Annotated in this window: 10 protein-coding genes; 5 read left to right on the forward strand and 5 right to left on the reverse strand. The window is 73.8% G+C overall.

The genetic code is table 11. The features are described from left to right. Window positions 1-123 precede the first annotated feature (123 nt). Window positions 124-3,285, reverse strand: a complete 3,162-nt coding sequence (locus ACFW9D_RS33870; RefSeq protein ID WP_384628446.1) for an FHA domain-containing protein — start codon at window positions 3,283-3,285, stop codon at window positions 124-126. A 384-nt stretch (window positions 3,286-3,669) separates the two neighbouring features. On the opposite strand from ACFW9D_RS33870, the gene ACFW9D_RS33875 reads away from it, so the two are divergent. The 4 genes from ACFW9D_RS33875 (at window position 3,670) to ACFW9D_RS33890 (ending at window position 8,966) form a co-directional block, all read left to right on the forward strand. Further along, a complete protein-coding gene (locus tag ACFW9D_RS33875; RefSeq protein ID WP_384628448.1) occupies window positions 3,670-5,292 on the forward strand; it encodes a serine/threonine-protein kinase in 1,623 nt (540 codons plus the stop codon). A 145-nt stretch (window positions 5,293-5,437) separates the two neighbouring features. After that, the gene (locus ACFW9D_RS33880; RefSeq protein ID WP_188338598.1) at window positions 5,438-6,676 is read left to right on the forward strand and encodes a serine/threonine-protein kinase; all 1,239 of its coding nucleotides are present in this window, start codon (window positions 5,438-5,440) and stop codon (window positions 6,674-6,676) included. Between the two features lie 44 nt (window positions 6,677-6,720). Further along, window positions 6,721-7,827 (forward strand): peptide chain release factor 2, encoded by a 1,107-nt coding sequence (gene prfB / locus ACFW9D_RS33885; RefSeq protein WP_384628451.1) that lies wholly within the window; start codon window positions 6,721-6,723, stop codon window positions 7,825-7,827. Window positions 7,828-8,120: 293 nt separating this feature from the next. Continuing rightward, the gene (locus tag ACFW9D_RS33890) at window positions 8,121-8,966 is read left to right on the forward strand and encodes a hypothetical protein (protein WP_384628453.1); all 846 of its coding nucleotides are present in this window, start codon (window positions 8,121-8,123) and stop codon (window positions 8,964-8,966) included. Between the two features lie 199 nt (window positions 8,967-9,165). Here ACFW9D_RS33890 and ACFW9D_RS33895 read toward each other — a convergent pair whose 3' ends face one another. The 4 genes from ACFW9D_RS33895 to ACFW9D_RS33910 form a co-directional block, all read right to left on the reverse strand. Beyond that, entirely contained in the window at window positions 9,166-10,884 is a 1,719-nt protein-coding gene (locus ACFW9D_RS33895) for an ABC transporter substrate-binding protein (RefSeq protein ID WP_384628456.1), read from the reverse strand. A gap of 242 nt (window positions 10,885-11,126) precedes the next feature. Further along, window positions 11,127-11,222 carry an Ms4533A family Cys-rich leader peptide gene (locus ACFW9D_RS33900; protein WP_384628459.1) on the reverse strand — a complete coding sequence of 32 codons (96 nt, stop codon included), beginning with the start codon at window positions 11,220-11,222 and terminating at the stop codon, window positions 11,127-11,129. A gap of 142 nt (window positions 11,223-11,364) precedes the next feature. Next, window positions 11,365-11,871 carry a DinB family protein gene (locus ACFW9D_RS33905; protein WP_384628462.1) on the reverse strand — a complete coding sequence of 169 codons (507 nt, stop codon included), beginning with the start codon at window positions 11,869-11,871 and terminating at the stop codon, window positions 11,365-11,367. A gap of 58 nt (window positions 11,872-11,929) precedes the next feature. Continuing rightward, the gene (locus tag ACFW9D_RS33910; RefSeq protein WP_384628465.1) at window positions 11,930-12,565 is read right to left on the reverse strand and encodes a TetR/AcrR family transcriptional regulator; all 636 of its coding nucleotides are present in this window, start codon (window positions 12,563-12,565) and stop codon (window positions 11,930-11,932) included. A 195-nt stretch (window positions 12,566-12,760) separates the two neighbouring features. Between ACFW9D_RS33910 and ACFW9D_RS33915 the strand changes: the two genes are divergently transcribed. Next, on the forward strand, window positions 12,761-13,762 hold the full coding sequence (locus ACFW9D_RS33915; RefSeq protein ID WP_384628467.1) for an alpha/beta hydrolase: 1,002 nt from the start codon (window positions 12,761-12,763) through the stop codon (window positions 13,760-13,762). Window positions 13,763-13,918 lie beyond the last annotated feature (156 nt).

Genomic DNA, 13,918 nt, shown 5'->3' on the forward strand with positions numbered 1-13,918 from the left:
CGGCTTCGCCGTTCAGCCTTCATCGGGGAAATGCGACCCGAAGGGTCTGCATTTCAGGGGCGCGGGGAACTGCGCGACCAGCCCCCACCGGGCCGCAGACGCACGGGCCACCGGAACCGCCCCCTACAGAAGGGACGGAACCTCTGTCGCGGATACGGAGCGCGCGGCCCGCTCCAACGCACTGGCGAGCAGCGCCAGATCCGTAGGACCGTTCCCCAACTCCCGTACGGGGCGCCGGTCCGGCGGATCCCCCATGCGGGCCCAGTCGAGGGCGACCACCGTGGGCCGCTGCGTGGCGGTACGCGGGATCCGCCCGGTGACCCGCCCGGCCTGGAACTCCGTCTCCCGCCCGTCGAGCGCCCGCAGCACACCCCGCCCCGGCGCCGGATCCTCCGCCCCGCCGAGCGGAACGTCGAGCCGCACGACGGGCGAGGCCCCCCACTCCGGCCCCCCGCCGGAGGCGTACGCCGCGACGAGATGCACCCCGAGCCGCTCCCCGTCCCGCGCCACCGCCTCCAGGGCCCGTACGACGGACCCCGCCGCGGGCCGCCCCGGCGAACCGAGCGGCGGCGCGAGCAGCGCGTCCAGGTCGTCGACGACCACGACGAGCCGGGGCAGCGGCGACGCGCCCACCGGCTTCTTCTCCCGGGCCGCGCCCGGCCGCAGCCGCAGGGTCGAACTCGGCGGCGCCTCCAGATCCCCGGCGCCGCCCCCGGAGGGCCCCGCCGGAGCCGGCCGCTGGGCGACCATCCGCCCGGACACGGCTCGCTGCAGGTGCCACTCGCCGAACTGCGTACGCCCCGTCAGCTCGGCCCGCCGCTTCAGCTCGGTGGACAGCGACTGGGCGAACTCCCGCATCCGCACCGGGTCGTTGACCGCGAGGTGCGTCGTGACGTGCGGCAGATCGGTGCAGACCCGCAGCCCCTCCGCGCGCTCCGCCCCGCCGCCGCCCTGTCCGTCGCTGCGCCCGTCGATGAGCACGATGCCGAGCCGGTCGGGCCGCTCGGCGGCGGCCAGCGACGCGGCCACCGAGCGCAGCAGCTCGGTGCGGCCGCTGCCCACGGGCCCCTCGATCAGCAGATGAGGCCCCTCGGCGGCGAGGTCGACGCCGACGGGTCCGCGCGGACCGGCGCCGAGCACCGTCCACACCCGCCCGCCGAGCGCGTCCTGATCGTCCGCGGCGGCGGCCCAGCGCGCCATGAGGGAGGCGGGCGTGGCGCGGGCCAGGCCCAGTTCGTCCAGGAGGCGGGCCGTGCGCGGCAGCGGCGCGGACACCCGCGGCTGACCGGCGCCGGGCGCGAGGGCCGCGTCGGTGCGCAGCGGGGCGAGCGCGCGGGCGAACCGCTCGGCCCAGGGCAGCGACACCGCGTCGACCGTCGCGACGGTGCCGTGCCCGACCAGGGCGCCGTGCGCGGCCCGGTGCAGCCGCAGCGCCGTCGCCACGTCACCGCTGAGCAGGGCGACGGCCCCGCACGCGCGGAACGCCGGGCTCTGCGCGCAGGCCGCCTCGTACGTGGCCTCGGCGGGGGAGGCCGGGGAGGCGGCCGGGGCCTCGGCGAGACACAGAACGTGGATCCCGGCGGCGGCCCCCTCTGCGGCGAGCCGTACGGTCGCCTCGCGCAGATCGGCCGCGCCGGGGTCGCCGTCGACCACGACGACGGTGGAGACCGCGACACCGTCCCCGTCCCCGTCACCGGGCCGGCCCGGGGCGTCCGGGGCGCGGCCCGGACGGAATCCGGCCGCGTGGTCGTCGAGGCGGCGCAGCAGCTCACCCGTGCGCGCGGCCGCCTGCTCGCGGTCGTAGGCGAGGAGGAGCCGGCAGTCCTGGCCGTGCGCCGGGCGCACGTGCGGCAGCCAGCCCAGCCAGGACCACTCGGCGAGCCGCTGCTCGACGGGCCGGGCCCGGTCGGTGCTGATGAGGACGATCTCCAGGCGGTCGGGCGCGTGCAGCGCCGCGAGCTGGGCCAGCGCGCAGCGGGCGAGCCCGGCGAGCCGGGCCCGCGGTCCGGCGAGGCCGAGCGCCCCGGCCTCGGCGAGCCCGACGGTGACCGGCACGGCGGGCAGCACGGCCGCGCCGTCCGGACCCGTGCGGTCCACGGTGCCGAGCCGCACGGCCAGCGCCTCGGGGTGTCCCGGGCCGCGCTCCCAGAGCCGGGGGCCCGGGCCCAGCGCGGTCAGGAGCAGTGCGGCGGCGTCGGGCCAGGTGCGGCCCGCGCCGGCCGGGCCGGGGGCCTCGGAGCGGGGTGCGGGCACGATTCCGGTGAGGGCGGCGTGGGTGCCGGGGGAGTCCGGGGAGCCGGGGAACTGCGGGGTGCGCAGGACGTGCGGCTCGTGGATCTCGTGGTGCTGGTCCTCCTCGTCGCGCCCGGCGCCGCGCCGCAGCAGCCGGCCGAGCCCGCCGCGCTTGCGCGGGGCGCGCGGCACCGGGGTCCCGCGCGGCGGGGTGCCTGTGGGCGTGCGCTCGGCGTCGGGCGCCCCGCCCTGCCCGGGCACGACGGGCGGCCGGTCGACGCCTGGCCCGGAATCGGCGTCCGGCGTGCCGAGGGAGGTGTCCCCGTAGACGTGTCCGGTCGAGGCGTCGGGGGAGGAGCCGGCGGGGTCCTGGGCGGACGCGTCCGGCGGGGTCACCCGGATGTGGCCCTCGCCGTCGGGCGCGGTGCGCAGGGGTGCGGGCCGGGCGGCGTCCCCGGCGACGGCGACGCGCAGCGCGGACTCGCCGAGCCGCAGCAGGGCGCCGGGGGCGAGCCGTACGGGGCGCTCGCCGACGGGGCGGCCGTCGACCCGCGTCCCGTTGGTCGAGCCCAGGTCGGCGACGGTGACGCGGCCGTCCTCCGTGAGGGTCACGGCGCAGTGCAGCCGGGAGACGTCGGGGTCGTCGAGCGGCACGTCGGCGTCGGCGGAGCGGCCGACGCGGATCTGGCCGCCGTGCAGCAGGTGGACGCCGCCCGCGTCGGGCCCCGCGATGACGTGGAGCTGGGCGTCGGCCGCGTCCGGCTCGGGGCCGGGGTCGGCCGGGACGCCGAGGGAGAGCACCGCGCCGTCGGTCAGCGGGGGCTCGCCGAGCAGGCAGCGCTGCGGGTCGAGCCGCTCGGTGCCCGCGTACAGGACGGAGGAGGGGGCGTCGCCGCCCGCGACGGCCGCGACGAGGCCGGAGGCGACGGCGGCGAGCGCGGTGCCCGCGGGGGCCGTCACCAGGACGTCGGCACCGGTGGCCGCGCGGCCCCCGCCAGGGGCCGCGTCCGGGCGCGTGCCCAGGGGGTCTACGACGGAAAGCCGGATCTGCATCGCCGTCTGCGGTCCCTTCTGCGCGGGCGCCCGCGACGGGACAGCCCGCGGTCCCCCACCGCAGATCCCCCACCGCTACGGGCACGTCAGCCAGTGCTGTGAGGCATCCTCGCACTTGCCACCGACAACACGCCCGCCGCCCACCCGTAAGTGATCTTGATTGGTCGCGTCTGCCCGTAAAAGTTCCCTGGCGGCAACCGGCGGACCCGGGCACGCGTCTTCCTGTCGAACGGAAGTTTGTCGAGGCCGGGGGCGGAACCCGGCCAGGAGGCCGAAGATCGACAGTCGGTACTCCGTACGGCGCCACTACAGTGGGTCGGAACATCTGGGACCGGGCAGAAGCACCGGCAGACCAAGCAGACACCGATGCAGGGAGCGCATGACGTGCGGCCGGTAGGCAGCAAGTACCTGCTCGAGGAGCCGCTCGGACGCGGCGCCACGGGCACCGTCTGGCGAGCCCGCCAGCGCGAGACCGCGGGCGCCGAGGCGGCCGTCGCCGGCCAGCCCGGTGAGACCGTCGCCATCAAGGTCCTCAAGGAGGAGCTGGCGAACGACGCGGACGTGGTGATGCGCTTCCTGCGCGAACGCTCCGTCCTGCTCCGCCTCACGCACCCGAACATCGTCCGCACCCGCGACCTGGTCGTCGAGGGCGAGCTGCTCGCCCTCGTCATGGACCTGGTCGACGGCCCGGACCTGCACCGCTACCTGCGGGAGAACGGCCCGTTCTCCCCGGTCGCCGCGTCCCTGCTGACCGCGCAGATCGCCGACGCGCTCGCCGCGAGCCACGCCGACGGCGTCGTGCACCGCGACCTGAAGCCCGCGAACGTGCTGCTCAAGCAGGACGACGCCGGCATGCACCCGATGCTGACCGACTTCGGCATCGCCCGCCTCGCCGACTCCCCGGGCCTGACCCGCACCCACGAGTTCGTCGGCACGCCCGCGTACGTCGCCCCGGAGTCCGCCGAGGGCCGCCCGCAGACCAGCGCCGTCGACGTCTACGGCGCCGGCATCCTGCTCTACGAGCTCGTCACCGGCCGCCCGCCCTTCGCCGGCGGCAGCGCCCTCGAAGTGCTCCACCAGCACCTCAGCTCCGAGCCGCGCCGCCCCTCGACGGTCCCCGACCCGCTGTGGACGGTCATCGAGCGCTGCCTGCGCAAGAACCCGGACGAGCGGCCCAGCGCCGAGAACCTGGCGCGCGGCCTGCGCGCGGTCGCCGAGGGCATCGGCGTGCACGCGAACAGCGCGCAGATCGCCGCCGCCGAGGGCGTCGGCGCCCTCCTCGCCCCGGACCCGCGCCCGGCCCAGGTCCCCGACGCCCCGGGCGCCGCCGACCCCACCCAGGTCCTGCCGAGCAACGCGGCGGCGACCAACCCGGCGAACGCCGCCGCGTACGACCCGAACGCGGCGACGAGCGTCATGCAGCAGCAGCCCGGCGGCGCCGCCGACCCGACGGCCGTCCTGCCGCCGGTCCCGCAGGACCCGCCGCAGCAGCAGGCGATGCCGGACGCGTGGGGCAACCAGCTGCGCGCGGCCCGCGACCGCAACGAGCAGACGCAGGTCCAGCAGTACATCGACCCCGACCAGGACCCGCTGCGCCGCCGCCGTCCCCAGCGCCAGGTGGCCCGCCCGCAGCAGGAGCCGCGCAGGCCGCAGCAGCAGTACGCGCCCCAGGCGCAGCCCCAGCAGCAGCCGCAGCGGTACGCGCCCCAGGCCCCGCAGCAGCAGTACGCGCCGCCGCAGCCGCCGCCCCAGCAGGCGCGGCCGCCGCGCGAGCCGCGTCAACGCAGCGCCAACCCGATGAAGATCCCCGGTCTCGGCTGCCTCAAGGGCTGCCTGTTCATGGTCGTGATGCTCTTCGTCGTCAGCTGGCTGGTGTGGGAGTTCACCCCGCTCCAGGACTGGATCGGCACCGGCAAGGGCTACTGGGCCCAGCTGTCCGACTGGTTCTCGACGGTCACCGGCTGGATCGGTGACCTCGGCTCCAGTGGCGGTTCGGGCGGCGCCTGAGCCGCCCCGGACCCCTGCCGAGACCCCGCCGGGGCGACGATGTTGGAGATTTGTCGACATCCAGCGGGTGATTTCCGCCGCTGATGCGTTGGTCGGCGCCCGAGCCGCGTAGCTTGGGCGCCAACACGCGTCTGTAGGAGCAGTCTTGGCACGGAAGATCGGCAGCCGGTACACCGCCCACCAGATCCTGGGCCGCGGCAGCGCGGGCACGGTGTGGCTCGGCGAGGGGCCCGACGGGCCCGTCGCCATCAAACTGCTGCGCGAGGACCTCGCCTCCGACCAGGAGCTGGTCGGCCGCTTCGTCCAGGAGCGCACCGCCCTGCTGAGCCTCGACCACGCGCGCGTGGTCGGCGTCCACGACCTGGTGGTGGACGGCAACGACCTCGCGCTGGTCATGGACCTGATCCGCGGCACCGACCTGCGCACCCGCCTGGACCGCGAGCGCCGTCTCGCCCCCGAGGCCGCCGTCGCCATCGCGGCCGACGTCGCCGAGGGCCTGGCCGCCGCGCACGCCGCCGGCATCGTCCACCGCGACGTCAAGCCGGAGAACATCCTCCTGGACATGCAGGGCCCGCTCGGCCCCGGCGGCGCCCACCCCGCCCTGCTCACCGACTTCGGCGTCGCCAAGCTGATCGACACCCCGCGCCGCACCCGCGCCTCCAAGGTCGTCGGCACCCCCGACTACCTCGCCCCCGAGATCATCGAGGGCCTCCCGCCGCGCGCCGCCGTCGACATCTACGCCCTCGCCACCGTCCTCTACGAGCTGCTCGCCGGCTTCACCCCCTTCGGCGGCGGCCACCCCGGCGCGATCCTGCGCCGGCACGTCACCGAGACCGTCGTGCCGCTGCCCGGCATCCCCGACGAGCTGTGGCAGCTCCTGGTCCAGTGCCTCGCCAAGGCCCCCGCCTCCCGGCTGCGCGCCTCCGAGCTGGCCGTCCGGCTGCGCGAGCTCCAGCCGCTGCTCGTCGGCATGGCCCCGCTCGACGTAGACGAGCCCGACGCCGACCCCGCGCCGGAGGAGCAGGAGGCCGCCGCGGAGGGGCCCGAGCGGCCAACCGCCCCGCGCCGCGGCGCCGTCCCGCTGGTCCCCGGCGCTGCCTCCGCGGACTCCAACCGCGACACCCACACCTCCATGCGTGTCCCGGCCCCGGACGAGCTGGCCGGCGGCGCCCGCGGCACCGCCCGCGCCCCCCGCGCGTCCGGCGCCCCGCGCCCCGGCTCGGCGCGCAACCGCTCCTCGGCCCGGCGCCGCCGCCTCACGTTCGGCGTCGCCGGAGCCGTCCTGGTCCTGGCCGTGGGCGGCGGCATATGGGCGGCCGGTTCCTCCGGCTCGGACGAGGGCCCGCCGACGGACAGCAACAATTCGGCTCCGGCCCACCCGTGAGGCACCGGGAACGGATCACTTGCACCAGCCGTTAGGCTGGTCCTGTGGCAGTCGTCGATGTTTCCGAAGAGCTGAAGTCCCTCTCCTCGACCATGGAGTCGATCGAGGCCGTCCTGGACCTCGACAAGCTGAGGGCAGATATCGCCGTGCTCGAGGAGCAGGCGGCCGCGCCGTCCCTGTGGGACGACCCGGAAGAGGCGCAGAAGATCACCAGCAAGCTGAGCCACCTCCAGGCGGAGGTGCGCAAGGCCGAGGCCCTGCGTGGCCGGATCGACGACCTCTCCGTCCTCTTCGAGATGGCCGAGGAGGAGGACGACCCGGACACCCGCGCCGAGGCGGAGTCCGAGCTGACCTCCGTCAAGAAGGCGCTGGACGAGATGGAAGTCCGTACGCTCCTGAGCGGCGAGTACGACTCCCGCGAGGCGCTGGTCAACATCCGCGCCGAGGCCGGCGGCGTCGACGCCGCGGACTTCGCCGAGCAGCTGCAGCGCATGTACCTGCGCTGGGCCGAGCGCCACGGCTACAAGACGGAGGTCTACGAGACCTCGTACGCGGAAGAGGCCGGCATCAAGTCGACCACCTTCGCCGTCCAGGTCCCGTACGCCTACGGCACGCTCTCCGTCGAGCAGGGCACGCACCGCCTGGTGCGCATCTCCCCGTTCGACAACCAGGGCCGCCGCCAGACGTCCTTCGCCGGCGTCGAGGTGCTGCCCGTCGTCGAGCAGACCGACCACGTCGAGATCGACGAGTCGGACCTGCGCATCGACGTCTACCGTTCCTCGGGCCCCGGCGGCCAGGGCGTGAACACGACGGACTCCGCGGTCCGTCTGACCCACATCCCCACCGGCATCGTCGTCTCCTGTCAGAACGAGCGCTCGCAGATCCAGAACAAGGCCACGGCCATGAACGTTCTGCAGGCGAAGCTGCTCGAGCGCCAGCGCCAGGAGGAGCGGGCCAAGATGGACGCCCTCAAGGGCGACGGCGGCAGCTCGTGGGGCAACCAGATGCGGTCCTACGTCCTGCACCCGTACCAGATGGTCAAGGACCTGCGCACCAAGTTCGAGGTCGGCAACCCGCAGTCCGTGCTCGACGGCGAGATCGACGGCTTCCTCGAGGCCGGAATTCGCTGGCGCAAGCAGCAGGAGAAGTAAGCGCCGGTTCCCGCCGCTTTATCGACAAGACAACTGCCGCCTCAAGGGCGGCAGTTGTCATTTACGGCACTTTCACATATCCGTTCCCCTGTCGAACCGTCCGATATGGGGCATCGCGTACGCAAACCGCCTTGACGCTGATCGCAAAACTGGGAAGGGTTGCGCGCGGCATGCGTATTCAGTGGGACGCGTGTGAACGGGGGCGGGTCGTACGAAGGCCTCTGCTGCCCCTGTCCGAGCGCGCGGCCCTGGCGCTGCTCCATTGACGATTGGCTACTGGGGGTAGCAGACAGATGACCAAGAAGACGCGGATCCGTGTGGCGCGGATAGCCGCTGGTGCGGTGATCGCCGCTGGCGCGTCGCTGACCGCCGCGGGCGCCGCCTCCGCCGCTGACGTGAACATCGGCATCCTCGGCCTCGACGCGAACGTTCACGCCGACGAGGATGGCATCGGCGCCGGCGTCGGCCTGGGTGAGGATGACGGCGGCACCGACGGCGGCTCCGTCGTCGGCGTCACCGAGGGTGGCAACAACGGCGGCAGCGACGGCGGCTCGACCGATGGTGGTGCCACCGACGGTGGTGCGACTGACGGCGGCACCACCGATGGCGGGACCACCGACGGTGGGACCACGGACGGTGGTACGACTGACGGTGGCACCACCGACGGCGGCACCACCGACGGCGGCACCACCGATGGCGGCACGACCGACGGCGGCACCACGGACGGCGGCACCACCGATGGTGGCACCACCGACGGCGGCAACCAGAACGGTGGCGGCAACGGGAACGGTGGCTCCGGCAACGGCGGCAACCAGAACGGTGGCGGCAACGGCGGCTCGGGCGACAACGGCGGCGGCAACGGCGGTGGCTCGTCCACCGGCGGTGACAACACCAACCCCGACGGCAACAACAACCCCGTCGAGCAGGGCGGCCAGTCCGAGGACGGCCTGAACGACACGGGCTCCGCCCCGGCCCAGCAGACCGGCAACGGCACCGGCAAGGACTCGAACGGCGAGCTCGCCGAGACCGGTTCCTCCGGCACCACCATCCTGCTGATCGGCGCCGCGACGATGATCGCGGGCGGTGTGGGCTTCCGCCTGCTGCCGCGCCTCGCCGGCAACCGCGGCGCCGCTGCGTGAGCTGACGCTCACCGCGCGCACACGGCATGACGAAGGGGCCCGGGGCCCCCCGCGCCCGGGCCCGTAGGGCGGGGTGCCCGGGGGCCCCCACACCCGGGGGGGGGGCGCCCGCCGCGCCCCCCCCCCCCGCCGCCGCCCCCCCCCCCCTCGGCCGCGTCACCGGACGCGGTGACTTCGGTGAACAGTGCTTCCGCCATGGCTACTTGACCGCGACCTGCGACACGTCGAGCACACCGGTCCAGTCACTGATCACGATGTTCTTGACGGACTCGCCGTACAGCCGCTTGTAGACCGGGTGGAACAGCGGCACGGTGAGCGCCTGCTCGCCGACCTTCTTGTCGAGCGCGCCCCAGCGCTGCGCGGCGGCGCCCAGGTCGGTCAGCTTGTTGATCGCGTCGATCTCCTTGTTGACCGAAGCGTCGTCCAGCTGCGCCGAGTTGAAGTTGTAGCCGGACTTCACGATCTGCCGGCCGTCGAAGATCGGCGCGAAGAACGGGCCGCCGGACGGCCAGTCGGCACCCCAGCCGCTCAGGAAGAACCCGGGCTCGGACTTCACGCTGTGCACGGTCTCGGAGTAGTCGTTGTCCTCCAGGCCCTGGAGCCTGACCGTGATGCCGGCCTTCTTGAGCGCCTCCTGGAGCGCGGTCGCGATCTCGGGGCTCGTCGCGAAGTCCTTCGCGTTGGAGTGCGTGAGCGTGACGGTCAGGCCCTTGGCGTAACCGGCCTCCTTCAGCAGCTCCTTGGCCTTCGCCGCGTTGCCGTTCTTCCCGGCCGGGAAGTGGTCGTAGGGCGTGTAGCCGAACGACTTCTGGTTCGGCAGGAAGGTCGTCGCGGCCTCGGCGAGCGAGGAGCCGCCCGCCGCGTTCACGACGGAGGAGCGGTCCACGGCGTACGAGATCGCCTGGCGCACCTTCGGGTTGTCGAACGGCTTCACCTTCGGGTTGAAGGCGATGTAGTTCGTGTAGCCGAAGTGGCCCGTGCCGACGCGCGCGGCGAGGTCCTTGTCGCCGGACACCTTGGCGAGCTCGGCCGGGCCGAGGTTGGTGTCGGTCGTGACGGCGGCCGCGTCGGCGCCGCGCGAGGCGGACAGCCGCTGGTTGATGACGGCGGAGTCGAGACCGGAGCGGACGTCGATCCGGTCGGGGTACGCCTTGCGCTCCTCGTCGGTCGCCGCCGACCAGTGCGTGTTGCGCGCCAGGACGAGCCGCTCGCCGTCGCCCTCGTTCTTCACGACCTTGTACGGGCCCGAGGAGAGGGGGTGCTGTTCGTACTTGGTGCCCTTGTCCTTCTTCTGCGGCACCGGCGTCGTCTGGGTCTGCGTGGCAAGGAAGGGGAACTCGCCCTCGGGCTTGTTCAGGTGGAAGACGATGGTCCGCTCGTCGGGCGTCTCGATCGAGTCGAGGCCCTTCTTGTCCTTGTACGGGCCCTCGTAGTCGGCGCCGCCGATCAGCCAGTCCCGCAGGTACGGCGCGCCGCCGGACAGTTCGGCGGCGAAGGAGCGCTCGATGCCGTACTTGATGTCGGCGCTCGTGATCGGGCTGCCGTCCTCGTACTTGAGGCCCTTCTTGAGGGTGTACGTCCAGACCGTGGCGTTCTTGCTGGGCGTGCCGAGGTCGGTCGCGAGGTCGGGGACGACCTTCGTGCCGGCCGCGCCGTCCTCGCGGTTGCGGGTGGTGAGCGTGCGGAAGACGAGCGAGGGGATGTTGCCGCCGCCCGAGGTGTAGAGGCGCGCGGGGTCGAAGTCCTCCTGCGGGCTGCTGTTCAGGACGGTGAGCGTGCCGCCCTTGTGGGGCGTGCCCGCGGCGCCGGCGGAACCGCCCTCGCTCTCCTGGGGGCCGCAGGCCGCGGCACCCGCACCCACGACGAGCACGGCTGCGGCCGCGGACAGGCGGCGGGACTTGACGGACGGTTGACGCATCGGAGGACGGCCTCTCTGAGGACTACTGCGGAACGGATCGAGGGGAACCGCGCAGGCAGCGAGAGGGGCGTACGAACACGACCGTGTCGACTCGTCGACACGGCGGAAGGCCGGAAGGTCGACGAGCGAGGGTACGGAAGGGAGCGCCGGGAACTGTCACGCCTGCGGGCGGAGTACGCACGCGTGCGCGCTGGAAACGGGAACCGTCCGGGCCGGACGGCCCGCGCGCACGTCTGCAGACGTCAGCAACAGTGAATGTCGGAGACGCTGTGCCCGGTCACGCCGATGAGCGCCAGCTCGATGGCGGCGCTCTCCAGGGTGACGGGGCTGCGTGACATGGACAGGAATATGAAGCAGATGATCAGGAGATGTCAACGCGAGACGAGACGATCGTCTCGCCATGCGAAATGCCCCGGTATGCGCAAAGGCGCCCAGGAGTCGTGAACTCCCGGGCGCCTCAGCCCAGTTGAGTGCGTGACGTCAGCTGCCGGTCTTGCCGTCGAGCATCTCGCGCAGGATGTCGAGGTGCCCGTTGTGCCGGGCCGTCTCCTCGGTGAGGTGATGCAGGATCCAGCGCAGATCGATCTCCTGGCCCGGCCGCGTCGTGCGGTGCGCCTTCGTGTCCAGAGGATGCTTCGCCACGATCTCCCGGTACCGGGCGCTCTGCTCGGCGTACGCGTCGAGCAGCTCAGGGAGCGGGATGTCGACGGCGATGCGCATCTCGCGGTCGGGATCCTCGTCGGTCCACGGCCCCTCGTCCTCCTCTCCGAGGAAGACGACCTGGAACCAGAAGTACTCGACCCAGCGCAGATGGTTGATCAGTCCGCTCAGGGTCATCAGCGGGGATCCGGGCAGGAGCGCCGTACGGGCGTGCTCCGCGGAGACGCCCTCGCACTTCGCGCGGGCCGTGTCGCGCGCGTAGTCGAGGAACGTGGTCAGCTGGGTGCGGTCGTCCCAGGCGGCAGGTGTGTCGTCGATACGAGTCATCGCGCCCAGCATCGCGGAGCACGGCACGGGATGTCGACGGCTTTTGCCGGCGCCGGGCTCAGCGCTCGCCGGGACCGGCCGCGAAGTGGGGCAGCACCATGGCGACCAGCGCGTCCACGTCCCGCTCGACCATCGGCTCGCCCGTCATCCCCATCCGGTGCAGCAGGACGCCCACCACGACGTCGATGAGGAACAGCACCCGGTGCTCCGGCTCGCCGAGCGCCTCCTGGAGCGCGGTCAGATACGGCTGTTGCAGCCGCGTCGCCAGGATCTCGCGCAGCGCCGGGTCGCTGACGGCGTCGCTGAACACTCCGGCGAACGCGTCCCCGACTCCCGGCTCGCCGATCCGCGCGGCGACGCGCCGCACGCTCGACTCCAGGATCTCGGCGCGGGTGCCGCCCTCCAGCGGGGCCGGCCCCAGGGCGTCGAGAAGGCAGTCGACGATCAGCGCGCCCTTGGTCGGCCAGCGCCGGTAGACCGTCGACTTCGCCACGCCGGCCGCGGCCGCGATGCGCTCGACGGTGGCGCGGGCGTAACCCAGCTCGACGACCGTGCTCAACGTCGCCGCGAACACAGCGGAGTTGAGGCCCGCGCGGGGGCGGCCCGGCGGGCGGCCGTGCGGTCGGGCGGGTGCGGCGTCCGACGGGGGCGCGGGTGAGGTGCGGGACGGAGGGTCGGAGGGGCGCGAAGGCATGGCGCCACGGTACCTCTTTTCGCTACCTTGGGTTTCGATACCTCAGGTTTCGATACCTTGGGGTTCGATATCTGGGGTTCGGTATCCGGTGCGACACCTCGGGTTTTGATCCCTCGGGTCCGGTTCCTCGAGTTCGGCAGGACACCTGAGGGTGCGCAGACAGTGCGAGAAGACCGTTCGGGCGAAGGGGAAGTCATGAGTGAGCACAGCGAGTCGGGCGGAATCGGCGGCACGGGCGCGGCGGCGCTCGCCGCCCCGGAACGTCCGGCGGAGCCGGACTGGGAACATGTCACGGCAGGTGAACTGGCCGCCTTCAGCGAGGCGGAGAACCGCTTCCGCGCCTCGGCCGCCGCGCGCGTCGCCACCGGAGAGACCGACCCCGGCGCGGCCGTCGAGTGGCGGACCGTACGGCTGCCGGGGCACGAACTGCCGGTCCGCGTGTACCGGCCCCGGCCCACCGGCGGACCGTCGGACGGCGCGGCTCTGCCCCTCGTCGTCCACGTCCACGGGGGCGGGTTCGTCGGCACGGCGACGCAGAGCGACTGGGTCAACAGCCACCTGGCGGTCCGGCTGCCCGCAGTCGTCGTCTCGGTCGACCACCGGCTCCTGACCTTCGACAGCCCACTGCCCCGCGCCGCCGACGACGTCTGGGACGTCCTGCGGCACCTGGCCGGCGACGCCGCCGCATGGGGCATCGACCCGGAGCGGATCGCCCTGTTCGGGGAGAGCTGCGGCGCGCTGCTCGGCGCGCTGACGGCGATCCGGGCCCGCGCGGCGGCGGGCCCCGCTCTCCGGGCCCAGGTGCTGGTGAACCCGGCGGTCGACACGACGGACGCCCTGTTCGACCACGCCTCCATGACCGAGCACGCGCGGACGCCGTCCCTGAGCCTGCCCCAACTCCGCCTGTTCCGGCGGCTGGCCGTGCCGCCCGGTACCGACCCGCGCCCGCTCTCCCCGCTGCACGCGGACGACCTCAGCGGTCTGCCGCCCGCCCTCGTCGTCGTACCGACCCACGACCCGCTCGCCGACCACGGCCGCCGCTACGCCGAGCGGCTCGACGCGGCCGGCACGCCCACCCGCCTCACGGAACACCAGGGCGCGATCCACGCCTTCCTGTCCATGCCCGGGATCGTCCCGCAGGCGGAACCGGCCCGGGCGGAGATCCTCGACTTCCTCCGCGCCGCCCTGAGCGAGTGACGCCCAGGGCAACAGCCCCTGGCTCCGGGTGAGTCGAAGCCGCCGATCGTGGCGAGCACACACGAACGCCGGGGCGGCCGTTCCCGAGCGGCCTGCCGCGGGGGGCCGGCGCCGGGCCCGTAAACAGGGGGGGGGGAGATGGGGCCGGACCCCCGC

Origin of the sequence: Streptomyces sp. NPDC059524, assembly GCF_042749255.1 — a bacterium.
Classification (GTDB): domain Bacteria; phylum Actinomycetota; class Actinomycetes; order Streptomycetales; family Streptomycetaceae; genus Streptomyces; species Streptomyces xanthii.

Excerpts from the sequence above, each read along its gene's own strand:
- ACFW9D_RS33900 (WP_384628459.1), bottom strand. The coding sequence starts at position 11,222 with ATGTCACGCAGCCCCGTCACCCTGGAGAGCGCCGCCATCGAGCTGGCG.
- ACFW9D_RS33910 (WP_384628465.1), bottom strand. The coding sequence starts at position 12,565 with ATGCCTTCGCGCCCCTCCGACCCTCCGTCCCGCACCTCACCCGCGCCC.
- ACFW9D_RS33870 (WP_384628446.1), bottom strand. The coding sequence starts at position 3,285 with ATGCAGATCCGGCTTTCCGTCGTAGACCCCCTGGGCACGCGCCCGGAC.
- ACFW9D_RS33905 (WP_384628462.1), bottom strand. The coding sequence starts at position 11,871 with ATGACTCGTATCGACGACACACCTGCCGCCTGGGACGACCGCACCCAG.
- ACFW9D_RS33915 (WP_384628467.1), top strand. The coding sequence starts at position 12,761 with ATGAGTGAGCACAGCGAGTCGGGCGGAATCGGCGGCACGGGCGCGGCG.
- ACFW9D_RS33895 (WP_384628456.1), bottom strand. The coding sequence starts at position 10,884 with ATGCGTCAACCGTCCGTCAAGTCCCGCCGCCTGTCCGCGGCCGCAGCC.
- ACFW9D_RS33890 (WP_384628453.1), top strand. The coding sequence starts at position 8,121 with ATGACCAAGAAGACGCGGATCCGTGTGGCGCGGATAGCCGCTGGTGCG.